At 68.9% G+C, this 23,464-nt stretch carries 30 protein-coding genes, 1 other RNA gene and 1 pseudogene; 12 read left to right on the top strand and 20 right to left on the bottom strand.

Features of this window, described 5'->3' with window-relative positions:
• Positions 1 to 41: 41 nt before the first annotated feature.
• Positions 42 to 989 carry an NAD(P)H-dependent oxidoreductase gene (locus ASD21_RS20475; protein ID WP_082554861.1) on the bottom strand — a complete coding sequence of 316 codons (948 nt, stop codon included), beginning with the start codon at positions 987 to 989 and terminating at the stop codon, positions 42 to 44.
• Between the two features lie 167 nt (positions 990 to 1,156).
• Here ASD21_RS20475 and ilvC point away from each other — a divergent pair, with 167 nt between their 5' ends.
• Entirely contained in the window at positions 1,157 to 2,176 is a 1,020-nt protein-coding gene (gene ilvC / locus ASD21_RS20470) for a ketol-acid reductoisomerase (RefSeq protein ID WP_056445712.1), read from the top strand.
• A 134-nt stretch (positions 2,177 to 2,310) separates the two neighbouring features.
• Entirely contained in the window at positions 2,311 to 2,895 is a 585-nt protein-coding gene (locus ASD21_RS20465; protein WP_056445710.1) for a YceI family protein, read from the top strand.
• Between the two features lie 145 nt (positions 2,896 to 3,040).
• Here ASD21_RS20465 and ASD21_RS20460 read toward each other — a convergent pair whose 3' ends face one another.
• A complete protein-coding gene (locus tag ASD21_RS20460) occupies positions 3,041 to 3,853 on the bottom strand; it encodes a CAP domain-containing protein (RefSeq protein ID WP_056445706.1) in 813 nt (270 codons plus the stop codon).
• 50 nt (positions 3,854 to 3,903) lie between these two features.
• On the opposite strand from ASD21_RS20460, the gene ASD21_RS20455 reads away from it, so the two are divergent.
• Positions 3,904 to 4,467: a nucleoside 2-deoxyribosyltransferase gene (locus ASD21_RS20455; RefSeq protein ID WP_056445703.1), complete on the top strand. Its 564-nt coding sequence runs from the start codon at positions 3,904 to 3,906 to the stop codon at positions 4,465 to 4,467.
• A gap of 28 nt (positions 4,468 to 4,495) precedes the next feature.
• Here ASD21_RS20455 and ASD21_RS20450 read toward each other — a convergent pair whose 3' ends face one another.
• Positions 4,496 to 5,158, bottom strand: coding sequence for a tRNA1(Val) (adenine(37)-N6)-methyltransferase (locus tag ASD21_RS20450; protein ID WP_235524937.1), 663 nt, complete (start codon positions 5,156 to 5,158; stop codon positions 4,496 to 4,498).
• A 239-nt stretch (positions 5,159 to 5,397) separates the two neighbouring features.
• On the opposite strand from ASD21_RS20450, the gene ASD21_RS20445 reads away from it, so the two are divergent.
• Both ASD21_RS20445 and ASD21_RS20440 read left to right on the top strand, forming a co-directional pair.
• Positions 5,398 to 6,408 carry a polyprenyl synthetase family protein gene (locus tag ASD21_RS20445; RefSeq protein ID WP_162250259.1) on the top strand — a complete coding sequence of 337 codons (1,011 nt, stop codon included), beginning with the start codon at positions 5,398 to 5,400 and terminating at the stop codon, positions 6,406 to 6,408.
• A gap of 34 nt (positions 6,409 to 6,442) precedes the next feature.
• A complete protein-coding gene (locus tag ASD21_RS20440) occupies positions 6,443 to 7,012 on the top strand; it encodes a hypothetical protein (protein WP_156398439.1) in 570 nt (189 codons plus the stop codon).
• Here ASD21_RS20440 and ASD21_RS24140 read toward each other — a convergent pair.
• Both ASD21_RS24140 and ASD21_RS20435 read right to left on the bottom strand, forming a co-directional pair.
• Positions 7,001 to 7,134: pseudogene (locus tag ASD21_RS24140) on the bottom strand (hypothetical protein); the annotation flags it as partial. The gene ASD21_RS20440 and the pseudogene ASD21_RS24140 overlap by 12 nt on opposite strands.
• The gene (locus ASD21_RS20435; protein ID WP_056445694.1) at positions 7,133 to 7,987 is read right to left on the bottom strand and encodes an FkbM family methyltransferase; all 855 of its coding nucleotides are present in this window, start codon (positions 7,985 to 7,987) and stop codon (positions 7,133 to 7,135) included. The gene ASD21_RS20435 and the pseudogene ASD21_RS24140, both read right to left, overlap by 2 nt.
• Positions 7,988 to 8,171: 184 nt before the next feature.
• Between ASD21_RS20435 and ASD21_RS20430 the strand changes: the two genes are divergently transcribed.
• The gene (locus ASD21_RS20430) at positions 8,172 to 8,573 is read left to right on the top strand and encodes a YccF domain-containing protein (RefSeq protein WP_056445691.1); all 402 of its coding nucleotides are present in this window, start codon (positions 8,172 to 8,174) and stop codon (positions 8,571 to 8,573) included.
• A 3-nt stretch (positions 8,574 to 8,576) separates the two neighbouring features.
• Here the strand turns inward: ASD21_RS20430 and ASD21_RS20425 are convergent, their stop codons facing one another.
• The 4 genes from ASD21_RS20425 to fumC are packed head-to-tail and all read right to left on the bottom strand — an operon-like array spanning position 8,577 to position 11,025.
• Positions 8,577 to 8,891: a CcdB family protein gene (locus tag ASD21_RS20425; protein WP_162250258.1), complete on the bottom strand. Its 315-nt coding sequence runs from the start codon at positions 8,889 to 8,891 to the stop codon at positions 8,577 to 8,579.
• Positions 8,888 to 9,130, bottom strand: a complete 243-nt coding sequence (locus ASD21_RS20420; protein ID WP_056445684.1) for a type II toxin-antitoxin system CcdA family antitoxin — start codon at positions 9,128 to 9,130, stop codon at positions 8,888 to 8,890. The genes ASD21_RS20425 and ASD21_RS20420 overlap by 4 nt, the downstream gene beginning before the upstream one ends.
• 54 nt (positions 9,131 to 9,184) lie before the next feature.
• A complete protein-coding gene (locus ASD21_RS20415) occupies positions 9,185 to 9,631 on the bottom strand; it encodes a GNAT family N-acetyltransferase (protein ID WP_056445681.1) in 447 nt (148 codons plus the stop codon).
• A 2-nt stretch (positions 9,632 to 9,633) separates the two neighbouring features.
• On the bottom strand, positions 9,634 to 11,025 hold the full coding sequence (fumC, locus tag ASD21_RS20410; RefSeq protein ID WP_056445680.1) for a class II fumarate hydratase: 1,392 nt from the start codon (positions 11,023 to 11,025) through the stop codon (positions 9,634 to 9,636).
• A 128-nt stretch (positions 11,026 to 11,153) separates the two neighbouring features.
• Between fumC and ASD21_RS20405 the strand changes: the two genes are divergently transcribed.
• The 4 genes from ASD21_RS20405 to ASD21_RS20390 all read left to right on the top strand — a co-directional run bounded on the left by ASD21_RS20405 (position 11,154) and on the right by ASD21_RS20390 (position 13,952).
• The gene (locus ASD21_RS20405; protein WP_156390816.1) at positions 11,154 to 11,708 is read left to right on the top strand and encodes a DUF1697 domain-containing protein; all 555 of its coding nucleotides are present in this window, start codon (positions 11,154 to 11,156) and stop codon (positions 11,706 to 11,708) included.
• A gap of 199 nt (positions 11,709 to 11,907) precedes the next feature.
• On the top strand, positions 11,908 to 13,101 hold the full coding sequence (locus ASD21_RS20400; protein ID WP_056445674.1) for an acyltransferase family protein: 1,194 nt from the start codon (positions 11,908 to 11,910) through the stop codon (positions 13,099 to 13,101).
• A gap of 129 nt (positions 13,102 to 13,230) precedes the next feature.
• Positions 13,231 to 13,554, top strand: a complete 324-nt coding sequence (locus tag ASD21_RS20395) for a YbjQ family protein (RefSeq protein WP_056445672.1) — start codon at positions 13,231 to 13,233, stop codon at positions 13,552 to 13,554.
• Positions 13,554 to 13,952, top strand: coding sequence for a RusA family crossover junction endodeoxyribonuclease (locus tag ASD21_RS20390; RefSeq protein WP_235523916.1), 399 nt, complete (start codon positions 13,554 to 13,556; stop codon positions 13,950 to 13,952). The genes ASD21_RS20395 and ASD21_RS20390 overlap by 1 nt, the downstream gene beginning before the upstream one ends.
• On the opposite strand, the gene ASD21_RS20385 is transcribed toward ASD21_RS20390, so the two are convergent.
• The 8 genes from ASD21_RS20385 to ASD21_RS25100 form a co-directional block, all read right to left on the bottom strand.
• Positions 13,914 to 14,303 carry a hypothetical protein gene (locus ASD21_RS20385; RefSeq protein WP_056445666.1) on the bottom strand — a complete coding sequence of 130 codons (390 nt, stop codon included), beginning with the start codon at positions 14,301 to 14,303 and terminating at the stop codon, positions 13,914 to 13,916. The genes ASD21_RS20390 and ASD21_RS20385 overlap by 39 nt on opposite strands.
• A 100-nt stretch (positions 14,304 to 14,403) precedes the next feature.
• The gene (locus ASD21_RS20380; protein ID WP_056446261.1) at positions 14,404 to 16,560 is read right to left on the bottom strand and encodes a serine hydrolase; all 2,157 of its coding nucleotides are present in this window, start codon (positions 16,558 to 16,560) and stop codon (positions 14,404 to 14,406) included.
• Between the two features lie 110 nt (positions 16,561 to 16,670).
• Positions 16,671 to 17,483 (bottom strand): C13 family peptidase, encoded by an 813-nt coding sequence (locus ASD21_RS20375; protein ID WP_056445664.1) that lies wholly within the window; start codon positions 17,481 to 17,483, stop codon positions 16,671 to 16,673.
• Between the two features lie 7 nt (positions 17,484 to 17,490).
• Entirely contained in the window at positions 17,491 to 17,991 is a 501-nt protein-coding gene (locus ASD21_RS20370) for a PaaI family thioesterase (RefSeq protein ID WP_235524926.1), read from the bottom strand.
• 4 nt (positions 17,992 to 17,995) lie between these two features.
• Complete coding sequence (locus tag ASD21_RS20365; protein ID WP_056445661.1) at positions 17,996 to 18,481, bottom strand: SspB family protein; 486 nt, start codon at positions 18,479 to 18,481, stop codon at positions 17,996 to 17,998.
• A gap of 320 nt (positions 18,482 to 18,801) precedes the next feature.
• Positions 18,802 to 19,166, bottom strand: a transfer-messenger RNA (tmRNA) gene (gene ssrA / locus ASD21_RS23605).
• The gene (locus tag ASD21_RS20360) at positions 19,132 to 19,431 is read right to left on the bottom strand and encodes an Atu4866 domain-containing protein (RefSeq protein WP_056445657.1); all 300 of its coding nucleotides are present in this window, start codon (positions 19,429 to 19,431) and stop codon (positions 19,132 to 19,134) included. Before ASD21_RS20360 ends, ssrA begins: the two co-directional genes overlap by 35 nt.
• Positions 19,428 to 19,556 carry a hypothetical protein gene (locus tag ASD21_RS25100; protein WP_268761032.1) on the bottom strand — a complete coding sequence of 43 codons (129 nt, stop codon included), beginning with the start codon at positions 19,554 to 19,556 and terminating at the stop codon, positions 19,428 to 19,430. The genes ASD21_RS20360 and ASD21_RS25100 overlap by 4 nt, the downstream gene beginning before the upstream one ends.
• 249 nt (positions 19,557 to 19,805) lie before the next feature.
• On the opposite strand from ASD21_RS25100, the gene ASD21_RS20355 reads away from it, so the two are divergent.
• Positions 19,806 to 20,714, top strand: a complete 909-nt coding sequence (locus ASD21_RS20355) for an AraC family transcriptional regulator (RefSeq protein WP_056445654.1) — start codon at positions 19,806 to 19,808, stop codon at positions 20,712 to 20,714.
• Between the two features lie 109 nt (positions 20,715 to 20,823).
• Entirely contained in the window at positions 20,824 to 21,486 is a 663-nt protein-coding gene (locus ASD21_RS20350; RefSeq protein WP_056445651.1) for an aquaporin, read from the top strand.
• Positions 21,487 to 21,492: 6 nt separating this feature from the next.
• Here the strand turns inward: ASD21_RS20350 and ASD21_RS20345 are convergent, their stop codons facing one another.
• From ASD21_RS20345 to ilvN, 3 genes are all read right to left on the bottom strand, one after another.
• Positions 21,493 to 21,933, bottom strand: coding sequence for a hypothetical protein (locus ASD21_RS20345; RefSeq protein ID WP_056445648.1), 441 nt, complete (start codon positions 21,931 to 21,933; stop codon positions 21,493 to 21,495).
• Positions 21,934 to 22,026: 93 nt separating this feature from the next.
• The gene (locus ASD21_RS20340; protein WP_056445645.1) at positions 22,027 to 22,890 is read right to left on the bottom strand and encodes a hypothetical protein; all 864 of its coding nucleotides are present in this window, start codon (positions 22,888 to 22,890) and stop codon (positions 22,027 to 22,029) included.
• Positions 22,891 to 22,892: 2 nt separating this feature from the next.
• Positions 22,893 to 23,444, bottom strand: a complete 552-nt coding sequence (gene ilvN, locus ASD21_RS20335) for an acetolactate synthase small subunit (protein ID WP_056445641.1) — start codon at positions 23,442 to 23,444, stop codon at positions 22,893 to 22,895.
• Between the last annotated feature and the right edge of the window lie 20 nt (positions 23,445 to 23,464).

Below are 23,464 nucleotides of genomic sequence, written 5' to 3'. Positions count from 1 at the left end.
AAAAGCGGGGACGCGCGCCAGCGTGCGTCCCCGTCCGGATCTCAGAGGTTCGTCGTCGATTTCGCCGCCCGCTCGTCGTCCTTGGTCGCGACGATCCCCTTCAACGCCACGTGGGCGATGAAACCTTCGACCCAGGCGTCGAATTGAGCCACGTGGTCGGTCTCGGTCATCATGTCGTCGGTCTGGTCGTCGGCGTAGGGCTTGCCCTCGCCGAACACGCCCGCGGTCCATAGGGCGTCCGGAACCTCGATCCCGCTGTAGCGGCACTGCCAGACCAGGCCCTGATAGGCCATTTTCTCGTCCGTGTAGGGCTCCTGGCCCGGATCGAACCAGTCCTTGCGCCTGACCAGCCTGGGCCGCCCGTCCTCGCCCATCTCGTTGGCCCCGCCGTCGCAATAGGTGAAGAACGCCGCCGTGCGGCCTTCCAGGTGGTTCTTGGTCAGCCGCCGCCATTGAGGCGAGCGCTCCAGGGCCTGGGCCTTCAGCGTGTCCTTCTTGTCGATCAGGTCGGGGCGCGGATTGCCGCCGGCCGCGCAGACCAGGCGGTCGAACATCAGCTTGAAATTGGTCGTGGGTCCGTACCAGTTGGTCGGGCCGATGAAGGCCCAGGCGTCGGCCCGGGCCAGGCGGCCGTAGAGGTCCAGGTCCCACATCAGGTCGGGCTGGGTGGCGCTGCGCGGGCCGTAGCAGTTGCAAGGGTACACGCACAGCGCCATCGACGAGCTGACGCAGGCGTTGCAGGCCTGGATCTTGGGCTTGCCGTGCTGGTTGCCCAGGTCCTCGGTGTCGATCTGCCACTCGGGCGGCAGGGCCGCGGCCATTCGCAGCATCAGGGCCCGCGCCTTGGAGTCGAGCCCCGGGCAGCTGTTGTGCCGCCGTTGCGAGCCGGCCATCACCAGCACCCGAAGGGCGCGGTCCTCGCTGGGTTCGGGGGAGACGATGGGCGCGTCCTTGGACGTGTTTGAAGGGGCTTCTTGAGGACTAGCCATGGCGGTGGAACGCCCCAGCGTCTAAAACGTCGCCGCAGAGGCTTTCGGGTCACGGTGTTCTGTCGTCATCGCCTTGACGAAACGGCAAAAAAACGCTCAAACGCCCGGCCTTTGTCGCTTCGCCGTTGCGCGAGGCGGCCATATTTGACCAGTCCTGGAGAAAAAACATGCGCGTCTATTATGATCGCGACGCCGACCTCGCTCGCATCCTGGACAAGAAGATCGCGATCGTAGGCTATGGTTCGCAAGGTCACGCGCACGCTCTCAACCTTCGGGACTCCGGCGCCAGCAACGTCGCCGTCGCCCTGCGCGCCGGTTCGCCGACCGCCAAGAAGGCCGAGGGCGAAGGCCTGAAGGTCATGACCGTCGCCGAAGCCGCCGGCTGGGCCGACCTGATCATGATCCTGGCGCCCGACGAGCATCAGGCCGCGATCTACAAGAACGACATCGCCCCCAACATCCGCGACGGCGCGGCCCTGCTGTTCGCCCACGGCCTGAACGTGCACTTCGGCCTGATCGAGCCCAAGGACACCATCGACGTGCTGATGGTCGCCCCCAAGGGCCCCGGCCACACCGTGCGCGGCGAGTACCAGAAGGGCGGCGGCGTGCCCTGCCTGATCGCGGTGCACCACAACGCCACCGGCAACGCCCTGGACCTCGGCCTGGCCTACGCCTCGGCCATCGGCGGCGGCCGCTCGGGCATCATCGAGACCAACTTCCGCGAGGAATGCGAAACCGACCTGTTCGGCGAGCAGGCCGTCCTCTGCGGCGGCACGGTCGAGCTGGTCCGCGCCGGCTTCGAAGTGCTGGTGGAAGCCGGCTACGCGCCGGAAATGGCCTATTTCGAGTGCCTGCACGAACTGAAGCTGATCGTCGACCTGATGTACGAAGGCGGCATCGCCAACATGAACTACTCGATCAGCAACACGGCCGAGTACGGCGAATACGTCACCGGTCCGCGCATCATCACGCCGGAAACCAAGGCCGAGATGAAGCGCGTGCTGGAAGACATCCAGTCGGGCAAGTTCGTCCGCGACTTCATGCTTGAGAACCAAGTGGGCCAGCCGAGCTTCAAGGCGACCCGTCGCCGCTCGGCCGAGCACCAGATCGAGGAAGTCGGCGGCCGCCTGCGCGCCATGATGCCCTGGATCGCCAAGAACAAGCTGGTGGACGTGGCCAAGAACTAGGCTTCGGCTTCATCGCTGAAACGACGAACGGCGGGCTCGAAAGGGCCCGCCGTTTTTCGTTTGGGCGCTTGCCGTCCGCCGTCGCTCGCGTGAAGCTTGCACGATCCCGCTGAACGGGATGAGGGGAACGCTCGATGAAACGCCTGCTCGCCGTCCTGACCGCCTGCGCCGCCCTGGGCGCGACCGCCGCGCCGGCCGCCGCCGCCGAGGTCGCCTACAAGCTCGACGAGGCCCATACCGAGACGACCTTCGTCATCGACCGCTTCGGCTACACCTCGGTGATCGGCATCTTCGCCAAGTCGGAGGGCACGATCTGGCTGGACGAGGCCGCGCCCGAGAAGTCGCGCGTCGAGGCCACGGTCACCGTCGACAGCCTGCTGACCGCCAACGCCACTCGCGACGAGCACGTCAAGGGCGAGCGCTGGCTGAACGCGGCCAAGAACCCGACCATGACCTTCAAGTCCACCAAGGTGGAGAAGACCGGCGACACGACGGCCAAGGTCACCGGCGACCTGACCATCATGGGCGTGACCCTGCCGACCACCTTCGACGTCAAGCTGAACAAGCTCGGCTCGGCCCCGAACAACAACAAGAAGCAGGCCGGCTTCACCATCACCGGCGCGATCAGCCGCAAGGCCTTCGGCAGCGCCGGGGCGGCGGGCATGATCGGCGACGCCGTGGCCATCCGCATCGAGACGCTGGGCGTGGCGCAGCCTTAGGGCCGATCGACTTTCGGCTTCGGAAGCGAAAACCTCGTCCTTCGACAAGCTCAGGATGAGGTTTTCTACTGCTACCGCCTGCTCTTGGTCCTCATCCTGAGCTTGTCGAAAGACGAGGATCACGCACCGTGTCCGAAGGTAAGCCCTAGCCCAGCACGAACACCGGCCCCCAGGCCACCAGGTGCTTCCGCGCGCCGGTCGACAGGTGCGGGCGCAGCTGCCAGGCGCCCGGCGGCAGGGTCCGGGCGCCGGGGGCCTCGACATAGGTCTCGATCAGGGCCTCGGCGCCGGGTTCGGAGATCGAGAACTGGTCGATGCGCGGGACGGCGTTCGACAGGGCCGCGGCGATGGCGGTGACCGACGCCACTCGCAGCGGGGCGGGGGCGGCCAGGCGGGCGGAGACCTCGGCATAGGCCCCGACCGCGAGCACCTCGCGGCCCTGGCGCAGCACGCCGTAGCCGACATGGGTGAAGCCGGGCGCCAGCAGGTTGGCGCGGTGGCCCGCGCTGCCCTTCCACTGGCCCATGATCTGGTCGGGCCGCACCGCGCCGCTGCCGTTCATCCGCTCGGCGATGTTCTCGCCCGGGGCGCCGATCAGGTCGCGGGCCAGCAGGCCCACCCGGGCGGCGGGGCCGAAGCCCTCGCGGGTCATGTGGTCGAAGACGCTCGTGCGGGCGACGTCGGCGGCGTGGGCGCGGGCCGCCAGGGTCAGGCCGGGATCGTGCGCCAGCTCGGAGAGGCCCTGGCCGCGCCGGAAGATGTCGCCCAGGTCGTGCAGGTCGATCTCGAAGTCGGGATCGAAGTCGCCCCGGTTCTCGGCCAGCTGGCGACGCAGGCGGCGGTCATAGGCCAGCCAGGGGGCGCTCGTGGCGGCCCGCGCGGGGTTGGGGATGAGACATGGCGTGACCAGGGCGGAAGCGGTCGCGGCGATCAGCGTGCGGCGGTTTGGGGCGTTCATGGTCCTCAAGGCGGTTGACAGCGTCCCGTTTCGGCAAGCTCTAAGGGTCTATGAGACCCGTACGTTCCATCTGGCTGTCCGGACCCGAGCCTTGGCTTCCTGATGCCGAGGCGCAAGGTTCGCGTCAGCGCGCCCTATGCCTAGACAACGGCTTCACCGGCCTGACCGCTCCCGCCATCGTCGAGATCCAGGCCGACAATGTCGAGATCCAGGCCCGCGAACTCTATGCCGAGAGGATGGCCAAGCTGCGACAGGCCGACGCCGGGATCATCAACCTGACCCCGTTCCGCGGCCCGTCCTGCGCCAGCGCCGCCGCTTTCGAGGCCGGGGTGCTGGCCGGACTGGGGCGGCCGATCATGGCCTATGTGAACATCGCCGACGAAAGCGAGGCCGAATATGTCGACCGGGTCGAGGTGCATGTCGGCGCCCAGCGCGACGAGCACGGCGTCTGGCGTGACGGCGACGGCTGCGTGGTCGAGGACTTCGGCCTGCCCGAGACCCTGATGCTGTGGGCCGAGGCTCGCCGCCTGTTCGTGATCATCACCGACGACCCGCTCCACGACCTGACGGGCCTGGAAATGTGCCTGGAGGCGTTGACGCTGTACGCGGAGTAGGGGGCAAGTGGGTGAGGTGAACCGGTCCCTACGTCCATCCTAGTCCAGCATCGCCTCGCAGAATCGCCTCGGCCGCCGCCGAATGCCCGGATTCCTCGCGGTCGTGCAGCACCAGCGGCGGCAGCAGGACCAGCGGCGCCTTGCCGGTCTTGATCGCCCGCACGATCACCCGCTTGGCCGGGGCGTCGGCGAAGGGCGCCACCGGGCGGATCTTGAACGAGCCGGCCTTGGGGGCCAGCAGGGCCAGGATGTCGGCCAGGCGGTCGGCGCGGTGGATCAGGGTGATGGTCCCGCCCTCGCGCACCGCCTTCAGGCAGAAGCCCGTCCAGGCCGCCAACCCGCCGTCGGCCATCCAGGCCCCGGATTTCTCGGGAGAGGGCGCGCGCAGGGCGCCGGGATCGTCGAAAAACGGCGGATTGCCGATCACCGCGTCGAACACCGGCAGGTCCAGGGCCCGAAAGCCGCGCTCGACATCGCCGGAGACGATCTCGACACGATCCCGCAGGGCGTTGAGCACGACATTGCCGCGCGCCAGGTCGACGGCGGCGGGGTCACGCTCCAATCCGACGAATCGGACGCCCGGTCGCCGGGCCGCCGCCGCCAGCAAGGCGCCGCCGACGCCGCAGCCGGCCTCGATCACCCGCTCGTTCGAGCCGGCGTCGCAGGCGGCCGCCAACAGGGCCGCGTCCATGCCCGCCCGGTAGCCCGCCACGGGCTGGCGCAGCCTGACGCGGCCGTTCAGGACGGTGTCTTCGGTGACCCCCGAGGGGTTCGGAGGGGCGGGTATCTCGTCCGGCAACGTTTCAAGCCTTGTGCTCGCCTTGACCCTGACCTATCCCGCCAGCATTGTCGCTCGCAACGGCTGATCAAGCCCGAGGGACGCGAGGCGCACGCCGACCGCCGGCGGGCGTCAGCAGGGAGAGTATGGTTTTGGACGCAGCTGCAGCGACCCTCGCCCGGGAGCCGGGATCGGTGGATCGTCTCGTGCGGCTGGCCGCCGCCGACATGGCCGGGGTCGACGCCCTGATCACCGCGCGCATGCAGAGCGAGGTTCCGGTCATTCCCGCCCTGGCCGAGCATCTGATCGCCGCCGGCGGCAAGCGCCTGCGCCCGCTGCTCACCGTGGCCGCCGCGCGCCTGGCCGGGTCGGACAACGACACCTGCCTGAAGCTGGCCGCCGCCGTCGAATTCATCCACACCGCCACCCTGCTGCACGACGACGTGGTCGACGGCAGCCAGTTGCGGCGCGGCAAGGTCGCGGCCCACCTGATCTGGGGCGCGGCCCAGAGCGTGCTGGTCGGCGACTTCCTGTTCGCCCGGGCCTTCGAGCTGATGGTCGAGACCAACTCGATGAAGGCGCTGGAGATCCTGGCCAAGGCCAGCCGGGTCATCGCCGAGGGCGAGGTGCTGCAGCTCACCCGCAGCCACGACCTGAACCTATCGCAGGCGCTCTATCTCGAAATCATCGGCGCCAAGACCGCCGAGCTGTTCGCCGCGGCCTCGGAAGCCGGCGGCGTCTCCGCCGGAGTCTCTCCGAGCCAGTCGGACGCCCTGCGCGCCTACGGCATGAACCTGGGCCTGGCCTTCCAGCTGGCCGACGACGCCCTGGACTACGGCGGCACGACCGAGGCCCTGGGCAAGAACGCCGGCGACGACTTCCGCGAAGGCAAGGCCACGCTGCCGCTGCTGCTGGCCATCGCCCGCTCGGGTCCGCGCGAGGCCGAGTTCTGGGAGCGGGCCATCGGCCGTCGCGAGCAGACCGAGGCCGACTTCCGCCGGGCCCGCGAGCTGATCGTCGGCACCGGATCGCTGGAGGCCACGCTGGATCTGGCTGGAGGCTATGCCGACAAGGCCAAGGCGGCGCTGTCGGGCTTCCCGGCCAACGACTGGCGCCTGAGCCTGGAGAGCCTGGCCGACTTCGCGGTCAGCCGGCGAACCTGACATGACGTGGGCGGGGGGATCCAGGATCAGCAACATGCTTCCGCTGCCGCCGGAAGGCCCGCTGCCGTCTCTGAACACCGTCCTGAAGGCCACGCCCGAAAATCCCAGCGGCGATCCGCACGGTCATGTCCACCAGGCCGGCGGGACGGCCGGCAAGGTGGTCGGCGGGGGCTTGGGCGTGGTGGTCGTTCTGGGCGTCCTGCTGCTGATGTTCGGTCCGATGCTGTGGGCGCCGGTGGCGGCCGCCCTTTCGGCCGCCGTACGGGTCAAGGCCCTGACGCATAATGGCTGGGCGAGCGCCGGCGCGGCGATCGCCGCCGGCCTGGCCGTCGCCTTCGTCCAATTCCTGCTGCTGGTCCAGAAGAGCCCGCTGCTGCGCTATCCGGCCGTACTGCTGTTCTCGCTGGCCTGGGTGGGCGGGCTGTGGCTGGAATTGGCGGCTCCGCCGCACAACTGGCTGACGGCGCCGCCCTGGCACGCGCCCGGCCCCTGGGCGATGGCCGCCGTGGGCGTGGGCACGGTGATCTATGCGGGCCTCTACCTGCTGATCCTCGCGCGCTTCGGCAAGGGCCCGTGGGCCAGCCGGTGGCAGCTGATCAAGTAGGCTGAACCTTCCTGCGTCCTTCGAGGCCCGCTGCGCGGGCGCCTCAGGATGAGGAACGTTTTGCTGAATTCCTCATCCTGAGGTGCGAGCCGAAGGCGAGCCTCGAAGGACGCAACGCGCCTAGGCCTTCGCCTTCAGGCAAAGGTCCAAGTGGGTGCCGTTGTCGTCCTCGACGTGGCGCGTCCAGGCCGCGTCGATAGCGGCGATCACCTCGGCCGCGCTGGCGCCCTTGACCGCCTCGCGCTTCTTCTTGCGGTGCAGGATCTCCACGCCGTAGCCCAGGTCCAGGAAGAAGCTCAGCAGGGCCGAACCCTCGGCGCGCGAGGTCTCGGCCTGGAAGCGCGGCGAATATTCCAGGAAGGTGATCGGCTTCTGCTCGGCCATGAAGGCCTTGGCGCCCATGAAGGCGCGGTATTCCATGCCCTCGATGTCGATCTTCATCACGTCGACCCGCCCGAGCTCGCCGCGCAGCAGGTCGATCGGCACGACCGGGGCGAAGTCATAGTCGCTCAGGTCGTCCGGCGCGGCTTGGCCGGCCGGCTCCAGCTGGTGGTTGTTGTGCATGGTCTGGCGGCGCAGGAAGGCCGTCTCCAGCTTGTCGGACACGCCCACCAGGATCAGCCGGATGTTGTCGACGGCGTTGGTCTTGGCGCTTTCCAGGATCACCCGGCCGTTGCCCGGGCTCATCTCGATGGCGATCACCCGGCCGGTCGGCCCGACCTTCTTGGCGGCGGGCAAGGCGAAGGCGCCCCAGCTGGCCCCGACGTCCAGCACGGTCATGCCGGGCTTCAGGGTCTGCAGGAAATAGTCCAGCACCCAGGGCTCGTAGTCCTTGCCGTCCAGCAGCTGCTTGGTGATCACCCAGTGATCGGGCATGCGGAAGGTGCAGCCGCGGAACTTCACAGAGGCCGGGACCGGGGCGACGCCGACCGGCAGCGAGATCGCCTGGTGCTTCTTCTTGCGGAACAGACCCATGGAGCCCTCGTGGCGGCGCGGCGCCTTGGAATCAAGCGCGGCGGCTTCGTTTCTCGACCGACACATAGCGATAGCTTGTGGCAAGGTCACGTCCGCCGGGCGAGAAAGGTGAAGCTCGACATCGATCCCGATTCGTCGCACGCCTAGGCCGCGCCCTGGGACCACGCTTTCGCCGGAGACCGTCATGATCCGCCTGTTGCTCAACATCCTGTGGTTCATCTGCGGCGGCTTCATCTCGGGCTGCCTGTGGCTGCTGGGCGGCGCGCTGCTGGCCATCACGATCGTGGGCCTGCCCTATACGGGCGCGGCCTGGCGCATCGCCGGCTTCGCCTTCTGGCCCTTCGGCAAGGAGCTCGTGCCGCGCGAGCTGGTCACCGGGCGCGAGGACCTGGGCACCGGCGGCCTGGGCTGCGTGCTCAACGTGATCTGGTTCCTGCTGGGCGGCTGGTACATCGCGCTGTCGCACCTGATCGCCGCCGCCGCCGAGGCCGTGACGATCATCGGCATCCCGTTCGCGATCAAGGACCTGCAGCTGGCCATCGCGGCCATCGCCCCGATCGGGCGGACGGTGGTGGACCGGCGCTAGGCGTCAGAACCCGGTGAACAGGCGGTCGACGGCGCGGCGGATGTCGTCTTCGTAGGCGGCGAGTGAACCTCGCGATCGACCTAGTTCGCGGTGCTCGATGTTGCTGAGGAACGCCGCGTTGACGACGAGGTTTTCGCCCGCGAACTCGACTTCCACCAAGACCTTGCTGTCGTGCGCCGACTGTTCAAGACGCATGAGTGGCGCGATGACCACCGTTGGCAGGGCTTCGAACAGGTGGGACTGCAAGACGACGAGATAGGGGACCTTGGCGCGCGTGGGCGCGCCAGGATTTTGGAAGACGTCGTACTGGCGGGTCACCAGCGGCGCCACTCCGCGCCGAACGCGCCGTGTTCTTCGACGAACTGATTGAGTTCGCCGATCACCTCGGCGTTCTCCTCCGCCCAGCGCCGAGCGCGTTCCTCGGCGCCGGCGGGATCGATCTTCTGGAGGTGCAGCCTCAGCTGGATCTCGCTCATGCCGGCGACTGAAATCCCCAGCTGCTTGGCCTGCGCCAGCAGTTCCGGATCGATGCCGATGTCGAGTTCGACCTTGCCCATGGGCGAAGGCTAACACGACCCTCGACCGCCTGACAGGCGCGGAAACTGGCGTTTCTAGCTCGCGCTCCGCCGCAACACGTGCGTCCAAGGTCCCGTATCGTCCGGCGAAAACCCCTGCGCTTCCCAGAACGGCGCGGCGGCGGGGGAGGCGGCGGCGTTGCAGGTCAGGAGATCGACCTGGTCGAGGGCTTCCTGCACGAGGGCCGCGGCCAGGGTCCGCGCCACGCCCTGGCGGCGGAAGGTCGGGCGGACGTAGAAGCGGCGCACGCGACGGGCCGGCTCGTCGGCGGCGGGTTCGACCGACAGGCCGCCGATCCCCGCCAGCTCACCGGCCAGCAGCGCGCCCAGCAGGGCCTCGCCGTCGCCGTCGAAGCGCTGGCCGCCGCCGGTCCAGCCCTCGGCCAGCCGCGCCATGTTGCCGACGCCCTCGCTCGCCGCGTCGGCGAGGAGGGCGTCGAAGCCGTCCGGCAGGTCGTCGATGATCCGGATCAGCTGGATCAAAGTCAGCCCGGCGAGATCATGTTCTCGGGGCGGACGTACTGGTCGAACTCTTCATTGGTCAGGTAGCCGCCGCCGACGGCTTCCTCGCGCAGGGTGGTGCCGTTCTTGTGCGCGGTCTTGGCGATCTTGGCGCAGATGTCGTAGCCCAGCTTGCCGTTCAGGGCCGTGACCAGCATCAGCGAGTTCTCGACGCCCTTCTTGATGTTGTCGACGCGCGGCTCGATGCCCACGACGCAGTTGTCGGTGAAGCTGATCGCGGCGTCCGACATCAGACGCACCGACTGCAGGAAGTTGTAGGCCATCACCGGATTGAAGACGTTCAGCTCGAAGTGGCCCTGGCTGCCGGCGAAGGTGACGGCGGCGTGGTTGCCGAACACCTGGACGCAGACCTGGGTGAGGGCCTCGCACTGGGTCGGGTTGACCTTGCCGGGCATGATCGACGAGCCGGGCTCGTTTTCCGGCAGGCTCAGTTCGCCCAGGCCCGCGCGCGGGCCGCTGCCCAGGAAGCGGATGTCGTTGGCGATCTTGAACAGGCTGGCGGCGACCGTGTTGATCGCGCCGTGGCTGAAGACCATCGCGTCGTGGGCGGCCAGGGCCTCGAACTTGTTCGGGGCGGTGGTGAAGGGCAGGCCGGTGATGGCGGCGATCTGGGCGGCCACCTTCTCGGCGAAGCCTACGGGTGCGTTCAGGCCGGTGCCGACGGCGGTGCCGCCCTGGGCCAGCTCCATCAGCTTGGGCAGGGTGCTCTCGATGCGCTCGATGCCGTTGGCCACCTGCTGGGCGTAGCCGCCGAACTCCTGGCCCAGGGTCAGGGGCGTGGCGTCCTGGGTGTGGGTGCGGCCGATCTTGATGATCTTGGCCCAGGCGTCGGACTTGGCCTTCAGCGCCGCGTGCAGGTGCTTGAGGGCCGGCAGCAGGTCGTGGACGATCTGCTCGGCGCAGGCCACGTGCATGGCCGTCGGATAGGTGTCGTTCGACGACTGGCTCATATTGACGTGGTCGTTGGGGTGGACGGGCTTCTTGCTGCCCATCTCGCCGCCCAGCATCTGGATCGCGCGGTTCGAGATCACCTCGTTGGCGTTCATGTTCGACTGGGTGCCCGAGCCGGTCTGCCAGACCACCAGCGGGAAGTGCGCGTTCAGCTTGCCGTCGATGACCTCGTTGGCGGCCGCCACGATGGTCTCGGCGATCTTCGGGTCCAGCTTGCCCAGGGCCAGATTGGCCTCGGCGGCGGCGCGCTTGACGATGCCCAGGGCGCGGACGACGGGAAGCGGCTGCTTCTCCCAGCCGATCTTGAAGTTGCCGAGCGAACGCTGGGCCTGAGCGCCCCAGTACTTGTCGTTCTCGACGGCGATCGGGCCAAAGGTGTCGGTCTCGTTGCGCGTGGCGGTCATGCGGCGGGTCTCCCGGAAATCTGTCGAGCGGGGGTCTAGACCCAAGGCGGGCGGAGGGCAACGCTCCCGACTTGCGAAGCCGCACCGGCGACGCTACGACAAGAACGTTCGAGGAACGGAGTTCGCCGATGAGCCCCCACATCGCCCTGCTGCGGGCCGTCAATGTCGGCGGCCGCAAGGTGCTGAAGGACGACCTGCTGGGCCTGGCCAAGGACCTGGGCTTCGACGACGCCAAGACCCTGCTGGCCAGCGGCAACCTGGTGCTATGGGGGAAGGGCGGCCCCCACAAAAGCGATGCGGACGCCGACATCGAAAGACGCCTGGAGGACGGTCTGGAGAAGCGCATGGGCCTGCGCACCGACTTCATGGTCCGCTCGCCCGCGGAGCTGAAGGCGATCATCGCCGCCAATCCGTTTCCGGACCTGGTCGAGGCCCGGCCAAGCCACCTGGTCGTCAACTTCCTCAAGCATCCGATCCCGGCGGCCGACGTCGAAGTGCTGCGCGCGGCGATCACCGGCCGCGAGCGGGTCGAGGGCGGCGGCAAGGAGCTCTATGTCGACTTCATCGACGGCATCGGCGAGTCGATGCTGGATCGCGACTGGAAGAAGACCAAGAAGGCCCCGGTCGGCACCGCCCGCAACTGGAACACGGTGATGAAGCTGGCCGCGATGGCGGGAATCTGAGGCGGGAAGGGCGGTCTTCCTGACCCGGACGAGAGAGCGTCAAGATCTTGAGATCTGGTCGTTTTCGCAGGATTTGACGGCGCCGCGCGGATGATCTGATGAGCCTAGTCGGCGCATGATATGTAACGGACAAATCCATTTTTGATTGACAGCGCTGTCTTTCATGCTCATATCTCCCGAGACACAGGGGAGGACGACCATGGGCTCGGCGAAGGCTGGCGATGGACGGATCTTGGCGCTCGACGTCTTGAGAGGACTGGCCGTCGCCGGCATGATCCTCGTGACCAGTCCCGGATCGTGGGACCAAAGCTATGGGCCGCTCAAGCACGCGGCCTGGAATGGCTGGACCCCGGCCGACCTGGTGTTTCCCACCTTCCTGTTCTGCGTCGGCATGGCGATCGGCCTCTCGGCGCCGCGCCTGCGGGCGGGGGATCGAGCCTCGGCCGCGTTGTGGGTCAAGGTGGCCCGCCGGACCGGCCTGCTGATCCTGCTGGGCCTGGTGCTCAACGCCCTGCCGACCTTCGACCTGGCCCACCTGCGCATACCCGGCGTCCTGCAGCGGATCGGCCTGTGCTACGCCCTGGCCAGCGCGGTCTGTCTGCTGCCCGCCAAGCCGGCCGCCGACGGAACGCCGCAGATCGATATCGGCTTCACCGCCCTGGCCGCCGTGGCGCTGCTGGTCGGCTATTGGGCGCTGCTGGCGTTCACGCCGGTTCCCGCCTTCGGCGTCGGGCGGCTGGACTCGCACGGCTCGCTGCCGGCCTTCGTCGACCGGGCCGTGTTCACGATCCCGCACCTGTGGCCCTACGGCCTGACCGAGGGCGTGGGCGTGACCTACGACCCGGAGGGCCTGCTCTCGACCCTGCCGGCGACCGTCAACGTGCTGCTCGGCGCGATCGCCGCCACGATGCTGACCCGGCGCTCGGAGCGGGGCGCGGAGGGGGCGGCCAGTCTCGTCCCGCTGTTGGTTCTGGGCGCGGCCCTGGTGGTCGCCGGCCTGGCGCTGGATCCGGTCGTACCGGTCAACAAGCGGATCTGGACGTCCAGCTTCGCCCTGTTCAGCAGCGGCGCCTCCTTGGTCGCCCTGGTCGTCCTCCAGGCCGTCCTGAAGGTCCGGGCGGCCCGGATCATCGCGGCGCCGCTGAAGGTGCTGGGCGGCAACGCCATCCTGGCCTTCGTGGTCTCGCAGGTGCTGGGCGCCTGCGGCGGCCTGACACTGAAGCATCGCGCGGGCCTTCCGGACCTGACGCCCCAGGGCTTCGGCTTCGAGACGGCCCAGCGGCTGACCGCGGATCCCTACCTGGCCTCGTTCCTCTGCGCCCTGGCGATCCTGACCCTGATCACGCTGGTGATCGCCCCGTTGCACCGGCGCGGGATCCATCTGCGGCTCTAGGTATTTGTTTCGACGCATTTTCTTCACGCGAACCGATGTCCACTTCGCTCGAAAATGCTCTAGTCATGGCGGGGCGGCGAGCGGTCCGATATAGGGGCGGGACGCACCTCCGCTCTTTGGGAGACTCCCATGCTCGTCGCCACCACCAACGACCTGCCCGGCTACCGTGTCGTCGCCCATCTGGGCCTGGTGCGAGGCGTCACCGTCCGCTCGCGCAGCGTGATCGGCAATCTGGGCGGCTCGATCCAGTCGATCTTCGGCGGCAAGCTGTCGATCTATGTCGACCTGGCCGAGGCGGCCCGCAAGGAAGCCTACGACCTGCTGGTGGCCCACGCGGCCGAGCTGGGCGCCAACGCCGTCATCGCCATGCGCTACGACGCCAACGAGATCATGGAAGGCATCACCGAGGTCCTGGCCTATGGCACCGCCGTGAAGGTCGAGCCCCAAGCTTGATGCCGGGGGGAATGGACGACGGCTGGACGCATCACGGCAAGGTCAGGGCCCGCGAGGACGGCGGCGAACTGACCCTGGTGGTCGACGGCCTGACCACCCAGGCCAAGTACTACAAGCCGCTGATCTACGAGTTCTTCCGCAAGGTCTGGCGCGGTTCGCGGCCGGCCTGGGGCGAGTTCTCGGTCGAGATCGGCATGGAGTTCGTCGGCGAGCCGCCGTGGATGGACCTGGACAACCTGGCCAAGGCCCTGCTGGACGCGATCAAGGGCTACGCCTTCCACGACGACGCCCAGGTCGCCCGGCTGCTGGTCGAGCGCCGCCCGGCCGAGCGCGAGCGGATCGTCATCGTGGTGCGGAAGCTAGAGTCGCGCTTTCTGCGGGCCACGCTCGAAGACTGACGCTCCCACCGCGAACAGCAGCACCAGCATGAAGGCGCCGTAGCGGCCCTGGCTGGCCGGGTCGTCGGACATCAGTTTCTGGAAGTTGGCCAGCACCAGGTCGGCGCCGGCCAGGATCGGCATGCCGTAGGCCAAGGCCGGGAACAGCCGCCGACCGCGCGGAATGCGCCGCAACCGCGCCGTCGCCTGGAACACGAAGGTCACGGCCGCCGCCGCCGCGAAGGCGTTCAGCGCGTAGAACCAGAAGGCCTGCTCGAGCAGGCCGTTTCCGTAGGCGGCGTAGAACAGCGTGGCCGCCAGCCAGGCCAGCAGGCCGGCCAGACCGAAGATGGCGGCGTCCAGTTTTGACACGATCGGCTCCCCCCGAGGCTTTCTCGGGGAGGGCGGTGCATGGGACGTGCCGACTTAAATTCCGCTCATCCTGGCGAATGCCGGGATGAGCGGGTGAAAGTCAGGTGTTCCAGAACTCCAGGAAGCCCCACGCCGCCAGCAGCAGCGCGAAGCCCAGGAAGATCAGGGTCGTGCAGGTGAAGGCCAGCTTGCGCAGCGAAACCCAGCTGTCGACCCGGCGGCCGCCGCGCCACACCAGGGGCAGCATGGCCAGGGTGGCGATGGTCAGCAGGGTGGCGACGAAGGCGCAGGCCGAGGCGCTCAGCAGCCAGCCGCTGGGCCAGCCGTAGAACACCTTGGCCAGATCGCTGGCGCCGTTGGCGAACACCCCGACGCCGATCAGGGCGATCAGCCAGAGGATGGCCTGGATGGTCTGCAGCAGGCTGGCGCGGGCCTGGGTCGGGGTCTGGCGCGCCTCGCGGCGATCGCGGGTGGCCACGCCGATCAGGGTGGCGATGGCCGCCAGGGCGGTCAGCACGGCGAAGGTCGTCAGCAGGGCGGGCTGATGCGGGAAGCCGACGCGCTCGAACGCCGCCTCGCCCATCGGCGAGAAGAACCGCGTGACCTTGCCGTCGTCGCGCTGGAAGACCAGCAGGCCCGGGCCGCTGACCGGCGCGAAGGTGTCGGGCTGGTCGGTCGCCGTCCATTGGCTGGACTTGCGGTCGATCGTCAGGGTCAGGCGGCCGTCCGGGGCGGCGCGCACGGTCGCCTCGCCGATCAGGCGGTCGATGAAGCCCTCCAGCCCGCCATAGGCGCGGCGGGTGGTCAGGAACTGGCCTTCATAGGCCCGCGCCTCGTCATGGGTGATCCGGCTGGCGGCGGGGATCTCGGGGCGCGGGGCGTAGAAGCGCTCGAGGATGGTCGAGGGCAGGCTGCTGGGCAGGTCGGCGCCGGTGTCGGTGTTGACCGCCACGAAGATGCCCAGGCCCAGGTCGGGAACCATGACCATGTTGGAGTGGAACCACAGGGTCGCGCCGGCGTGGCCGAAGCCGCGGCGGCCGCCGGGCAGGGGGATGTCCTGGAAGCCGGCGTTCCAGCCGGGGGCGCCGTCGGCCGGGCGGTAGGTCGGGGTGCGGAACAGCGCGCCGGTCTTGGACGAGAAGATCGTCTTGCCGTCGATGGTCCCGCCGTTCAGCAGCAGGGTCATGTAGCGGGCCATGTCGCCGGCGGTGCTGGAGGCCGAACCGGCGGGCGCGATGTGGCCGATGAATTCGGGCGCCTCGGTCTGGAAGCCCAGCGGGGTCCACCGGAAGCCGTCCGACAGGTCGGCCGCCAGGTTCGGCGCCATCGGGGCGGGCAGATTGTCCTGCCACGGACGGTTTTCGCGGAAGGTGGTGTGCGTCAGGCCGGCGGGCAGGATCACCTGTTCGGCGACCACCTTCTCGAACGGCTGGCCCGTCACATTGGCCAGGGCCGCGCCGGCCAGGCCGACGCCGTAGTTGGAATAGGCCGGCAGCAGGCCCGGCTCGCGCACGCGGTTGGGACGCTCCTGGCGCAGATACAGCTCCAGCGGACGCTCGCGGCGCGGGTCGCGCTCGAACAGCTGGCCCAGGGCCCGGTCCTCGAACCCGGCGGTGTGGGTCATCAGGTCGCGCAGGCGCACCGGGGTCTTCTTGCCCTGGTCCTTCAGCTGCAGCTTCTCGGGCAGGTAGATGTTGATCGGGGTGTCCAGGCGCATGCGCCCGGCCTCGACCTCGTTCATCAGGGCGATCCAGGTGAAGGTCTTGGAGATCGAGCCGATGCGGAACAGGGTCTTGTCGGGATCGACCTTGCGGCCGTCCTTCAGGCTGGCGACGCCGTAGCCCTTCTTCAGCACCACCTGACCGTTCTGGACGACGGCGATGGTCACGCCGGCGATATGGTCGCGGAGCATGCGGTCGCGCACGACGCCGTCGACATAGGCCTCGAGGTCGGCGGCCGGCAGCGGCGCCGACGGGCTGGTCAGGACGGGCGACGGGGTCGGGGCGGCGGCGCTCGACGCTGTCGCGGGCGCGGGCGTCGCGGCGGCCGGCGCGGCGGATTGCGGGCGCGGGGCGCGGCGACGGCGGACCGTTGGGGTGTAGGGTATCGGGGCGGACGGCAGCGTGGCGGTCGGAGCCGTGGCCGGCGGCGGTCCGGCGGGGGCGACGTCTTGGGTTTCAGCCATCGTCGCGCCGAAAAGGCCGCAACCGATGATCGCCGCCGAGAGAACGGCCCTGAACGAAAGACGCAGCGTCACGAACAAGACCTCGCCGGCTATGGAAAATTAAGGTGAGCAGACTTCTAGGGCGCCCCGGCCGGGGATCAAAGGGGCTGTGGTCCGCCTGCCGCCTCTTTCCCGTGGACGCATTATCGTTCAGCGCCGCGCGAAAGCGTGGCGGCGGCGGGTTTCGCCGAGCCTCGCGGCGGCGGGCGCGGAAAGGCGTAGAGCGGCAGCAGCGGCCGTAGGCCGGCGCCGATCCACAGCTGCGGCTCCGAGGCCGGCTCGGCCCCGGTGTCGCGCTCCCGCCGGGCCACGCAGCCCTGGACCGCTCGACCCAGGGCCGCGAAGTCACGGGCGGTCGGCGCGGACGACAGGAAGCAGTCGTCGAAATAGGGGTACTTGTCGTCCTCGCTGCAGCCGAACGAGGTGCGGTCCGACCGCGCCGCCGTCAGAATCATCCGGTCCTCGCGCTGCAGGGGTTTGACGAAGACGCCGGAGAAGCAGGCCGAGACCACGACGATCGACGGGCGCGCCGGGCAGGCGTCGTCAACCACCGCCGCCAGCAGGCTGGGCGGCAGGATGTCGTCGTCGAGCACCGCGCCCTCGGGCGCGCCGTGGCTGGTGAGGTAGACCAGGCAGCCGGCGGTATTCTTGGTCGCTAGGTCGCGCAGGTCGTCGTGGATGGCGCGCAGGTCGGTCTTGCTTGGCCTCACGGCCGGATAGCGCTTGGGACGCACCGAATACTGACGGATGGCGTCGGGGGCGAAGCCGAGGCCCGCCAAGGTCAGGCCGATGTCGCGGCGGGCGTTGTCGAAGGCCTCGGTCGGACCGCCCGAATGGGCGTGCCAGTCGCCGGCCACGACGACCGCGGCCCAGTTGGAGAAGGGACCCTGGGCGTGCGCGGGGACAGCAAGCAGCGGCAGCAGCAAACCCAGAACCAGGCTCGCGAACCGCTGCATGGCCGGCCTACTTCTTGAACTTCGAGAACGGCGTGGGGATCGCCGTGGCGCTGGCCTTGGCCAGCAGCCGGCCTTCGGGGTCGTAGAGCTCGCCTTCCAGGAAGCAGACGGTCCTGCCCCAGCGGACCACCCAGCCGACGCCCTTGAGCGGGCCGGGCAGGGCCGGACGCAGGAAGCTGGTCTTCATCTCCAGGGTCGGGACCACGCTGGTCATGCCCGAGGTGATCATGCCCGCCACCGACATGCACTCGTCCAGCATGGCGCAGACGAAGCCGCCCTGGACCTGGCCCATCGGATTGCCGACCGCCTCGACCGAGGGCTCGAACGCGATCTCGACCCGGCGTTCGGCCTGGTTGACCGACAGCATGCGGAAACCCAGGGTGCGGGCGCTGCCTGGTGGGTTCTTGGACGCGAGAAATCGCGCGAGGATCGCCTCGTCCGTCAAGGTCCGCGGCGTGTCCGAAGCCACGTCGCTTGGGGCCACATCGTTTGGGGCGATGTCGCTCACGCGGCTATTTCTTGCGGAACTGGTCGAGGGAGATGATCTTCGGAGCCTCTTCGCCGCCCTCGGTGGTGGCGACGACCTCGGGTTCCGGCTCGGGCTCGGGCGCCTGCGGGATGATTTCCGGAGCCTCGAACTGCAGGGCGAACTGCACCGACGGGTCGTAGAACCGGGTCACCGCCGCATAGGGGACCGACAGCCGCTTGGGCTGGCCGCCGAACTTCAGGGTCACCGAGAAGAAGGTCTCGCCCGGCGCCAGGTCCCAGTACTGGTGCTGCAGGATGATGGTCATCTCGTCGGGATACTTGCCCAGCAGGTCCTGCGGGCCCGAGACGCCCGCCGCCTGGGTCTTGAAGGTGATGTACAGATGGTGCGGTTCGGGCAGGCCGCCGGGCGCGGCGGCCTTCCTCAGCGCGGCCTTCACGACGCCGCGCAGGGCGTCCTGGGCCATCGCCTCGTACTGCATCAGATCTTCAGGCGGATTGGTCTGGGCCATGCGGTCCATCGTAAAGCGGGAACTGGAACGAAGCGAGCAGAGTAGCGTGTCGCGGGGAAGCGGCAAAGGTGGAACGGGCGTCAATTTTGAGAGAGCTTTCCCTCCCCCTTGTGGGGAGGGTGGCGGCGAAGCCGACGGGTGGGGGATCGGTGCAGGGCGGCGGGCTCAGCAAGCCCCACCCGACCCGCTATGCGGGCCACCCTCCCCACAAGGGGGAGGGAAAGGCGCGGAGTTTGAATATGGAAAGTGGAGGGATTCTGTTGGCAGGCTCCCGCATCCCTTCGCAAGGAAGAGGAGGGAGCCTCGGCGATGTCGTGGAAAGTGGAGGGATTCTGTTGGCAGGCTCCCTCCGGGCCCCGCCTAAGGATCTGAACCCCTAGGACTTAAGAGGCGAGATCACCCGCACCGCATTACGCGGCGATGGCGAACTCTTCAGCGAAGTTATCGTTCGCAGTTAGTTTAGCGGCCCGATACGGTGAGCCACGCCGAGAGAAAGCATACACCTTTACACGTCTGTCGATGCTGATCGGCCCCATGCATTCCCGTGATAACTCGGGAGGTCTTGGTGGAGCCGCCGGGAATCGCACCCGGGTCCAGTCCGCTTATTACGTGCGCGTTTATCCCCATAGTCCGGGCGAACCCGAACGAACTCAATATAGGGGGTGGGAGGCGTGGAGGGAAGGCCGCCCGTGTTTTTGGCCATGTCCGGGGTGGCGGCGACGCTGGGCGCGGGGCGGCGGGGTCAGGCTCAGGCGGCCCTCGGTCAGCCGGCCGGCCAGCTGTCCGCCGCCGTCCTCGAACAGGCGAACGTCGTCGCCGACCAGCTCGTAGTGGCCTTCGAAGACCAGTTCGCCGTCGTGGTGTTCCTCGAACCGGCCGTCGAGGCGCAACTCCAGGCTCACCGCCCCGTTGGCGCTGGCCCAGACCCCGGAGACGCGGCGGCCGATCAATGGACGGCTCCCCAATGGACGCCGCTCAGGGCCGAGGCGGCGGTGACGAGGGCGGCGGCGGTCGGCCAGGCGGCGACGAACCACCGAGGCGCGGCCTGGGGCCGGCGGGGCGTAAAGCGTGTCATGATATCCTCGGGGGCGGACGGCCGCTGCGTCGTTCGGTCCCGGGTCCCCAGACCCTAGGAAAGGGCGAGAGCTCGGAAAGGGGCGGCGACGGCGGCGAGGCGGGATGTCGCCACCATGACTCATGGATCGCTGTTCGCGATAGACCGATGCTGCCCCTTGATTGCACGATCCTGCACATCACCTCTGACAGGCGTGACCGGCAAGCCCGGCAGGCGTAGGACAACGTCCGTCCGCAAAAGGAAATGCCGATGGTCGAGCAAGGCGAACTCGCCGCGCTGATTGAACGATACGCGCCTCACGATGGAGAGCACGGCATCTGCGAGAAGGCCTCGCTGCATCGCGCGAGCCAGCCCACCGAACCGAAGCACGGCGTGTTCGGCGCGGCGGTCTGCGTGGTGGCCCAGGGTCGCAAGCAGGTGCTCAGCGGCGGTTCGGTGCTGGTCTACGACGCGCTGAACTATCTGGTCGCCTCGGTGGACCTGCCGGTGATCGGCCAGGTGATCGAGGCCTCGCCGCGGGAGCCCTATCTCAGCTTCCGCATGGACCTCGACCCGGCGGTGATCGGCGACCTGCTGCTGCAGCTGGGCGGCGAGCCGGCCCTGGCCCAGGACGCCGGGCCGCTGATCGGGGCCATGGCGGTCAGCCAGGTCAATCCGCCCCTGCTGGACGCGGTGATGCGGATGGTCCGACTGATCGACACGCCGCGCGACGCCGCCGTCCTGGCCCCGCTGATCGAGCGCGAGATCCTCTACCGCATGCTGCTGGGCGATCAGGGGCCGCGCCTGGCCCAGATCGCCCGGGCCGACGGCCGCATGCGCCAGGTCAAGCGGGCCATCGGCTGGATCACCCGGCACTTCAACCAGCCGTTCAGCATCGAGGCGCTGGCCGCCGAGGCGCGCATGAGCCCCTCGGCCCTGCATCGCCATTTCAAGGCGGTGACCGCGCTCAGTCCCCTGCAGTACCAGAAGCAGATCCGCCTGCAGGAGGCGCGCAAGCTGATCCTGGCCCAGCGGCTGGACGCCAGCTCGGCCGGCCACGCGGTGGGCTATGACAGCGCCTCGCAGTTCAGCCGCGAATACGCCCGGCTGTTCGGCGCGCCGCCGCTGCGCGACGCGGCGCGCCTGCGGGCCCGGCCCGACATGCTGCTCGACACCTAGGGCGCGGCGTCGACCGTCCTAAAGGTTTTCCCCCATTTCTGGTCTGGCCAAAGAAGGACAAGCTCCCCGAGCTTGTCTTCGAGGCGAGCTGGGAGAGGGAGCGGGTCAGATGTCTAAGTTCGTCGCCGAGTTCATCGGCACGTTCGCCCTGGTGCTGTTCGGTTGCGGCGCGGCGGTCCTGGGCGGCGACCATGTCGGGCAGCTGGGCATAGCCCTGGCCTTCGGTTTCGCGATCGTGGCGATGGCCTACGGCATCGGCCCGGTGTCGGGCTGCCACGTCAATCCGGCGGTCAGCCTGGCGGCCTTCGTGGCCGGGCGGATGAGCGCCAAGGAGATGCTGATCTACTGGGCCGCCCAGTTCGCCGGCGCCGTCGCCGGCGCCGCGGTGCTGCTGTTCATCGCCGGAGGCACGACCCACGGCCTGGGCCAGAACGGCTGGGGCCCCGGCTATGGCGGCGGATTCGGGGTCGAGGCGGCCTTCGCCTTCGAGGTGGTGATGACCGCCCTGTTCGTGATCGTCATTCTGGGCGCGACCGGCGCCGACGCCGCCCCGGGCTTCGCGGGGCTGGGCATCGGCATCGCCCTGGCGGTGATCCACATCGTCGGCATCCAGGTGACCGGCGTCTCGGTCAACCCGGCCCGCAGCCTGGGTCCGGCGATCTTCGTCGGCGGCCAGGCCCTGGCGCAGCTGTGGTTGTTCTTCGCCGCCCCGACGATCGGCGCGGTGCTGGGCGCGCTGCTCTACCGCTTCAACGTGCTGAAGGTGGGCTGAGGCGGTCTAGTGCGGCAGGTCGGACCAGTTGATCACGACCGAGTTCTTGGATTGGCCGACCAGGGTCAGCTTCTGGCCGTGGTCGTCGCTGAACACGTCGAAGATGTAGCGGGCTCCGGGGCGCTCGACGTTCTTGAGGACCTTGCCTGAGCTGTCGAAGGTGACCAGGGCGAACGAAGTCCGATTGTCGGCGTAGCTGAACACCCAGGTCCTAGTCGGGCCGTAGTAGATGACGGGGCAGGTCTTGCTGGTCGGCGCGCCGTCGACCGGCGCGTTGATGCAGGCGGTCTGCAGCCCGGCGGGAATCGACGGGACCTCGGCGGAGGGGACGAACTGGATCTGGGGCGTGTTCGGCACGGCCTGGGCCTGGGCGGCGGCGCTCACGCCAAGGGTGGCGACGGCGCCGGCGACGCACAGCAAGGACTTCAGCGAAACGATCTTGGTCATGTCGGCTTCTCCCCCAGACTTATGGCCAAGCTAGATAACGGCGTTATGCCGAGTCTGCAATCGCCACGCGTGGGCGCGCCGCGGGTTGAGGCCCTACTTGTCCGGAGGCGCGGGCGTGGCGGTTTCCGTCGGCTCTTCCGCCGGCGCGGGCGCGGCGGGCGGCTGGGGGCGGTTGCCGGTCCCGGGCTTGAGCCGTCCGCCCGAGGCGATCAGCGAGTCATAGGCCTGTTGCTGGCGTGAGAAGTCGCCGCCGCGGGCGAACATCGCGTCGAACCGGGCGTCGCGGCCCGAGGCCGCCGACAAGGCCGCCGCCAGGGCCGGGGCGATCGAACCGACCTCGGCGTCGTCGCAGGCCCGGCGCAGGTGGCGCGCCTGGCCGGGAACCAGCAGGGTGACGTCCCAGGACACGCCCTCCAGGCACACCGGCTCCACGGCCCCGCCGCCGTAGTCGACGCTCACCGAGCGCGGCTGGCTCCACAGCGGGGCGCCGACCAGCGCCTTCAGCGGCGCGATCTGCTGGGTCGCGAGTTCGGCGTCGATGTCGACCCGGCGGCCGATCTCGGGCGTGCAGCAGCCCAGGCCGGCGCGAGCCTGGACGAAGGCGCGGCCGTCGCGGCGCACGGTGACCCGGACCACCGCCTGGCGCACCCCCGTCGCGGGCCGGGCCCAGACCTCGAGCACCAGCTCGCCGGGCTTAATCAGCTGGCTCTGCAGGGGCTGCAGGCCCCAGAGGCGGTAGAGCAGGGGATCGACGCCGTTGTCGATCGGAACCAGCGTCTCGCCGGGACGCAGGCGGCGGCCCTGGAACGGGTCCTGCTCGGGCGGCGGCTTGGGGATCTCGGGCGACCACCAGACGACGGGATCGGGCGGAGGCGGCGGGCCAGGCTGGGGCGCGGGTTGCTGGCCGGCGAGGGGAAGCCCTATCAGGAGACCGGCCAAAAGCATCGCGCCTGTCATGGCTACATTCCTTCAACACCCCGTTCGATGGAAAGCACGCCGGTGCGCGACAGTTCCACCAGGCCCAGCGGCCGCATCAGGTCCAGGAACTTGTCGATCTTGGACGGCGCGCCCGAGATCTCGAACACGAAGCTCTCCAGGGTGGTGTCCACCGGCTTGGCGCGGAAGATCTCGGCGATGCGCAGGGCCTCGACCCGATCGGCGCCCTGACCGCGCACCTTGACCAGGGCCAGCTCGCGCTCGACGCCGTTCGGGTCGCGCGTCACGTCGTGCACGCGGCGGACATTGACCACCTTGTTCAGCTGGGCCTCGATCTGATCGAGCACCTGGCGGGTGCCGCGGGTGACGACGGTGATCCGGCTGGTATGGGCCTTGCGGTCGGTCTCGGCGACCGTGAGGCTTTCGATGTTGTAGCCGCGCGCGGCGAACAGCCCGACCACGCGGTGCAGCACGCCCGGCTCGTTGTCGACCAGCAGGGCGAAGGTCGCGGTCTGCTCGACCTGTTCGTTGGGAGCCATGTCGTAGGCGGAGGCGGGTTGGAGGTCGGTGGTCATGGTGGTGTTGTAGCCCCTAA

Origin of the sequence: Caulobacter sp. Root1455, assembly GCF_001426905.1 — a bacterium.
Taxonomy (GTDB): domain Bacteria; phylum Pseudomonadota; class Alphaproteobacteria; order Caulobacterales; family Caulobacteraceae; genus Caulobacter.
Note: the sequence above shows the minus strand (reverse complement) of the source record. Positions and strands in the feature narration are given on the sequence as shown.

Excerpts from the sequence above, each read along its gene's own strand:
- ASD21_RS20475 (WP_082554861.1), bottom strand. The coding sequence starts at position 989 with ATGGCTAGTCCTCAAGAAGCCCCTTCAAACACGTCCAAGGACGCGCCC.
- ilvC (WP_056445712.1), top strand. The coding sequence starts at position 1,157 with ATGCGCGTCTATTATGATCGCGACGCCGACCTCGCTCGCATCCTGGAC.
- ASD21_RS20465 (WP_056445710.1), top strand. The coding sequence starts at position 2,311 with ATGAAACGCCTGCTCGCCGTCCTGACCGCCTGCGCCGCCCTGGGCGCG.
- ASD21_RS20460 (WP_056445706.1), bottom strand. The coding sequence starts at position 3,853 with ATGAACGCCCCAAACCGCCGCACGCTGATCGCCGCGACCGCTTCCGCC.
- ASD21_RS20455 (WP_056445703.1), top strand. The coding sequence starts at position 3,904 with ATGAGACCCGTACGTTCCATCTGGCTGTCCGGACCCGAGCCTTGGCTT.
- ASD21_RS20450 (WP_235524937.1), bottom strand. The coding sequence starts at position 5,158 with ATGGACGCGGCCCTGTTGGCGGCCGCCTGCGACGCCGGCTCGAACGAG.
- ASD21_RS20440 (WP_156398439.1), top strand. The coding sequence starts at position 6,443 with ATGCTTCCGCTGCCGCCGGAAGGCCCGCTGCCGTCTCTGAACACCGTC.
- ASD21_RS20435 (WP_056445694.1), bottom strand. The coding sequence starts at position 7,987 with ATGGGTCTGTTCCGCAAGAAGAAGCACCAGGCGATCTCGCTGCCGGTC.
- ASD21_RS20430 (WP_056445691.1), top strand. The coding sequence starts at position 8,172 with ATGATCCGCCTGTTGCTCAACATCCTGTGGTTCATCTGCGGCGGCTTC.
- ASD21_RS20420 (WP_056445684.1), bottom strand. The coding sequence starts at position 9,130 with ATGGGCAAGGTCGAACTCGACATCGGCATCGATCCGGAACTGCTGGCG.
- fumC (WP_056445680.1), bottom strand. The coding sequence starts at position 11,025 with ATGACCGCCACGCGCAACGAGACCGACACCTTTGGCCCGATCGCCGTC.
- ASD21_RS20405 (WP_156390816.1), top strand. The coding sequence starts at position 11,154 with ATGAGCCCCCACATCGCCCTGCTGCGGGCCGTCAATGTCGGCGGCCGC.
- ASD21_RS20400 (WP_056445674.1), top strand. The coding sequence starts at position 11,908 with ATGGGCTCGGCGAAGGCTGGCGATGGACGGATCTTGGCGCTCGACGTC.
- ASD21_RS20395 (WP_056445672.1), top strand. The coding sequence starts at position 13,231 with ATGCTCGTCGCCACCACCAACGACCTGCCCGGCTACCGTGTCGTCGCC.
- ASD21_RS20390 (WP_235523916.1), top strand. The coding sequence starts at position 13,554 with ATGCCGGGGGGAATGGACGACGGCTGGACGCATCACGGCAAGGTCAGG.
- ASD21_RS20375 (WP_056445664.1), bottom strand. The coding sequence starts at position 17,483 with ATGCAGCGGTTCGCGAGCCTGGTTCTGGGTTTGCTGCTGCCGCTGCTT.
- ASD21_RS20365 (WP_056445661.1), bottom strand. The coding sequence starts at position 18,481 with ATGGCCCAGACCAATCCGCCTGAAGATCTGATGCAGTACGAGGCGATG.
- ASD21_RS25100 (WP_268761032.1), bottom strand. The coding sequence starts at position 19,556 with ATGACACGCTTTACGCCCCGCCGGCCCCAGGCCGCGCCTCGGTGGTTC.
- ASD21_RS20355 (WP_056445654.1), top strand. The coding sequence starts at position 19,806 with ATGGTCGAGCAAGGCGAACTCGCCGCGCTGATTGAACGATACGCGCCT.
- ASD21_RS20350 (WP_056445651.1), top strand. The coding sequence starts at position 20,824 with ATGTCTAAGTTCGTCGCCGAGTTCATCGGCACGTTCGCCCTGGTGCTG.
- ASD21_RS20345 (WP_056445648.1), bottom strand. The coding sequence starts at position 21,933 with ATGACCAAGATCGTTTCGCTGAAGTCCTTGCTGTGCGTCGCCGGCGCC.
- ASD21_RS20340 (WP_056445645.1), bottom strand. The coding sequence starts at position 22,890 with ATGACAGGCGCGATGCTTTTGGCCGGTCTCCTGATAGGGCTTCCCCTC.
- ilvN (WP_056445641.1), bottom strand. The coding sequence starts at position 23,444 with ATGACCACCGACCTCCAACCCGCCTCCGCCTACGACATGGCTCCCAAC.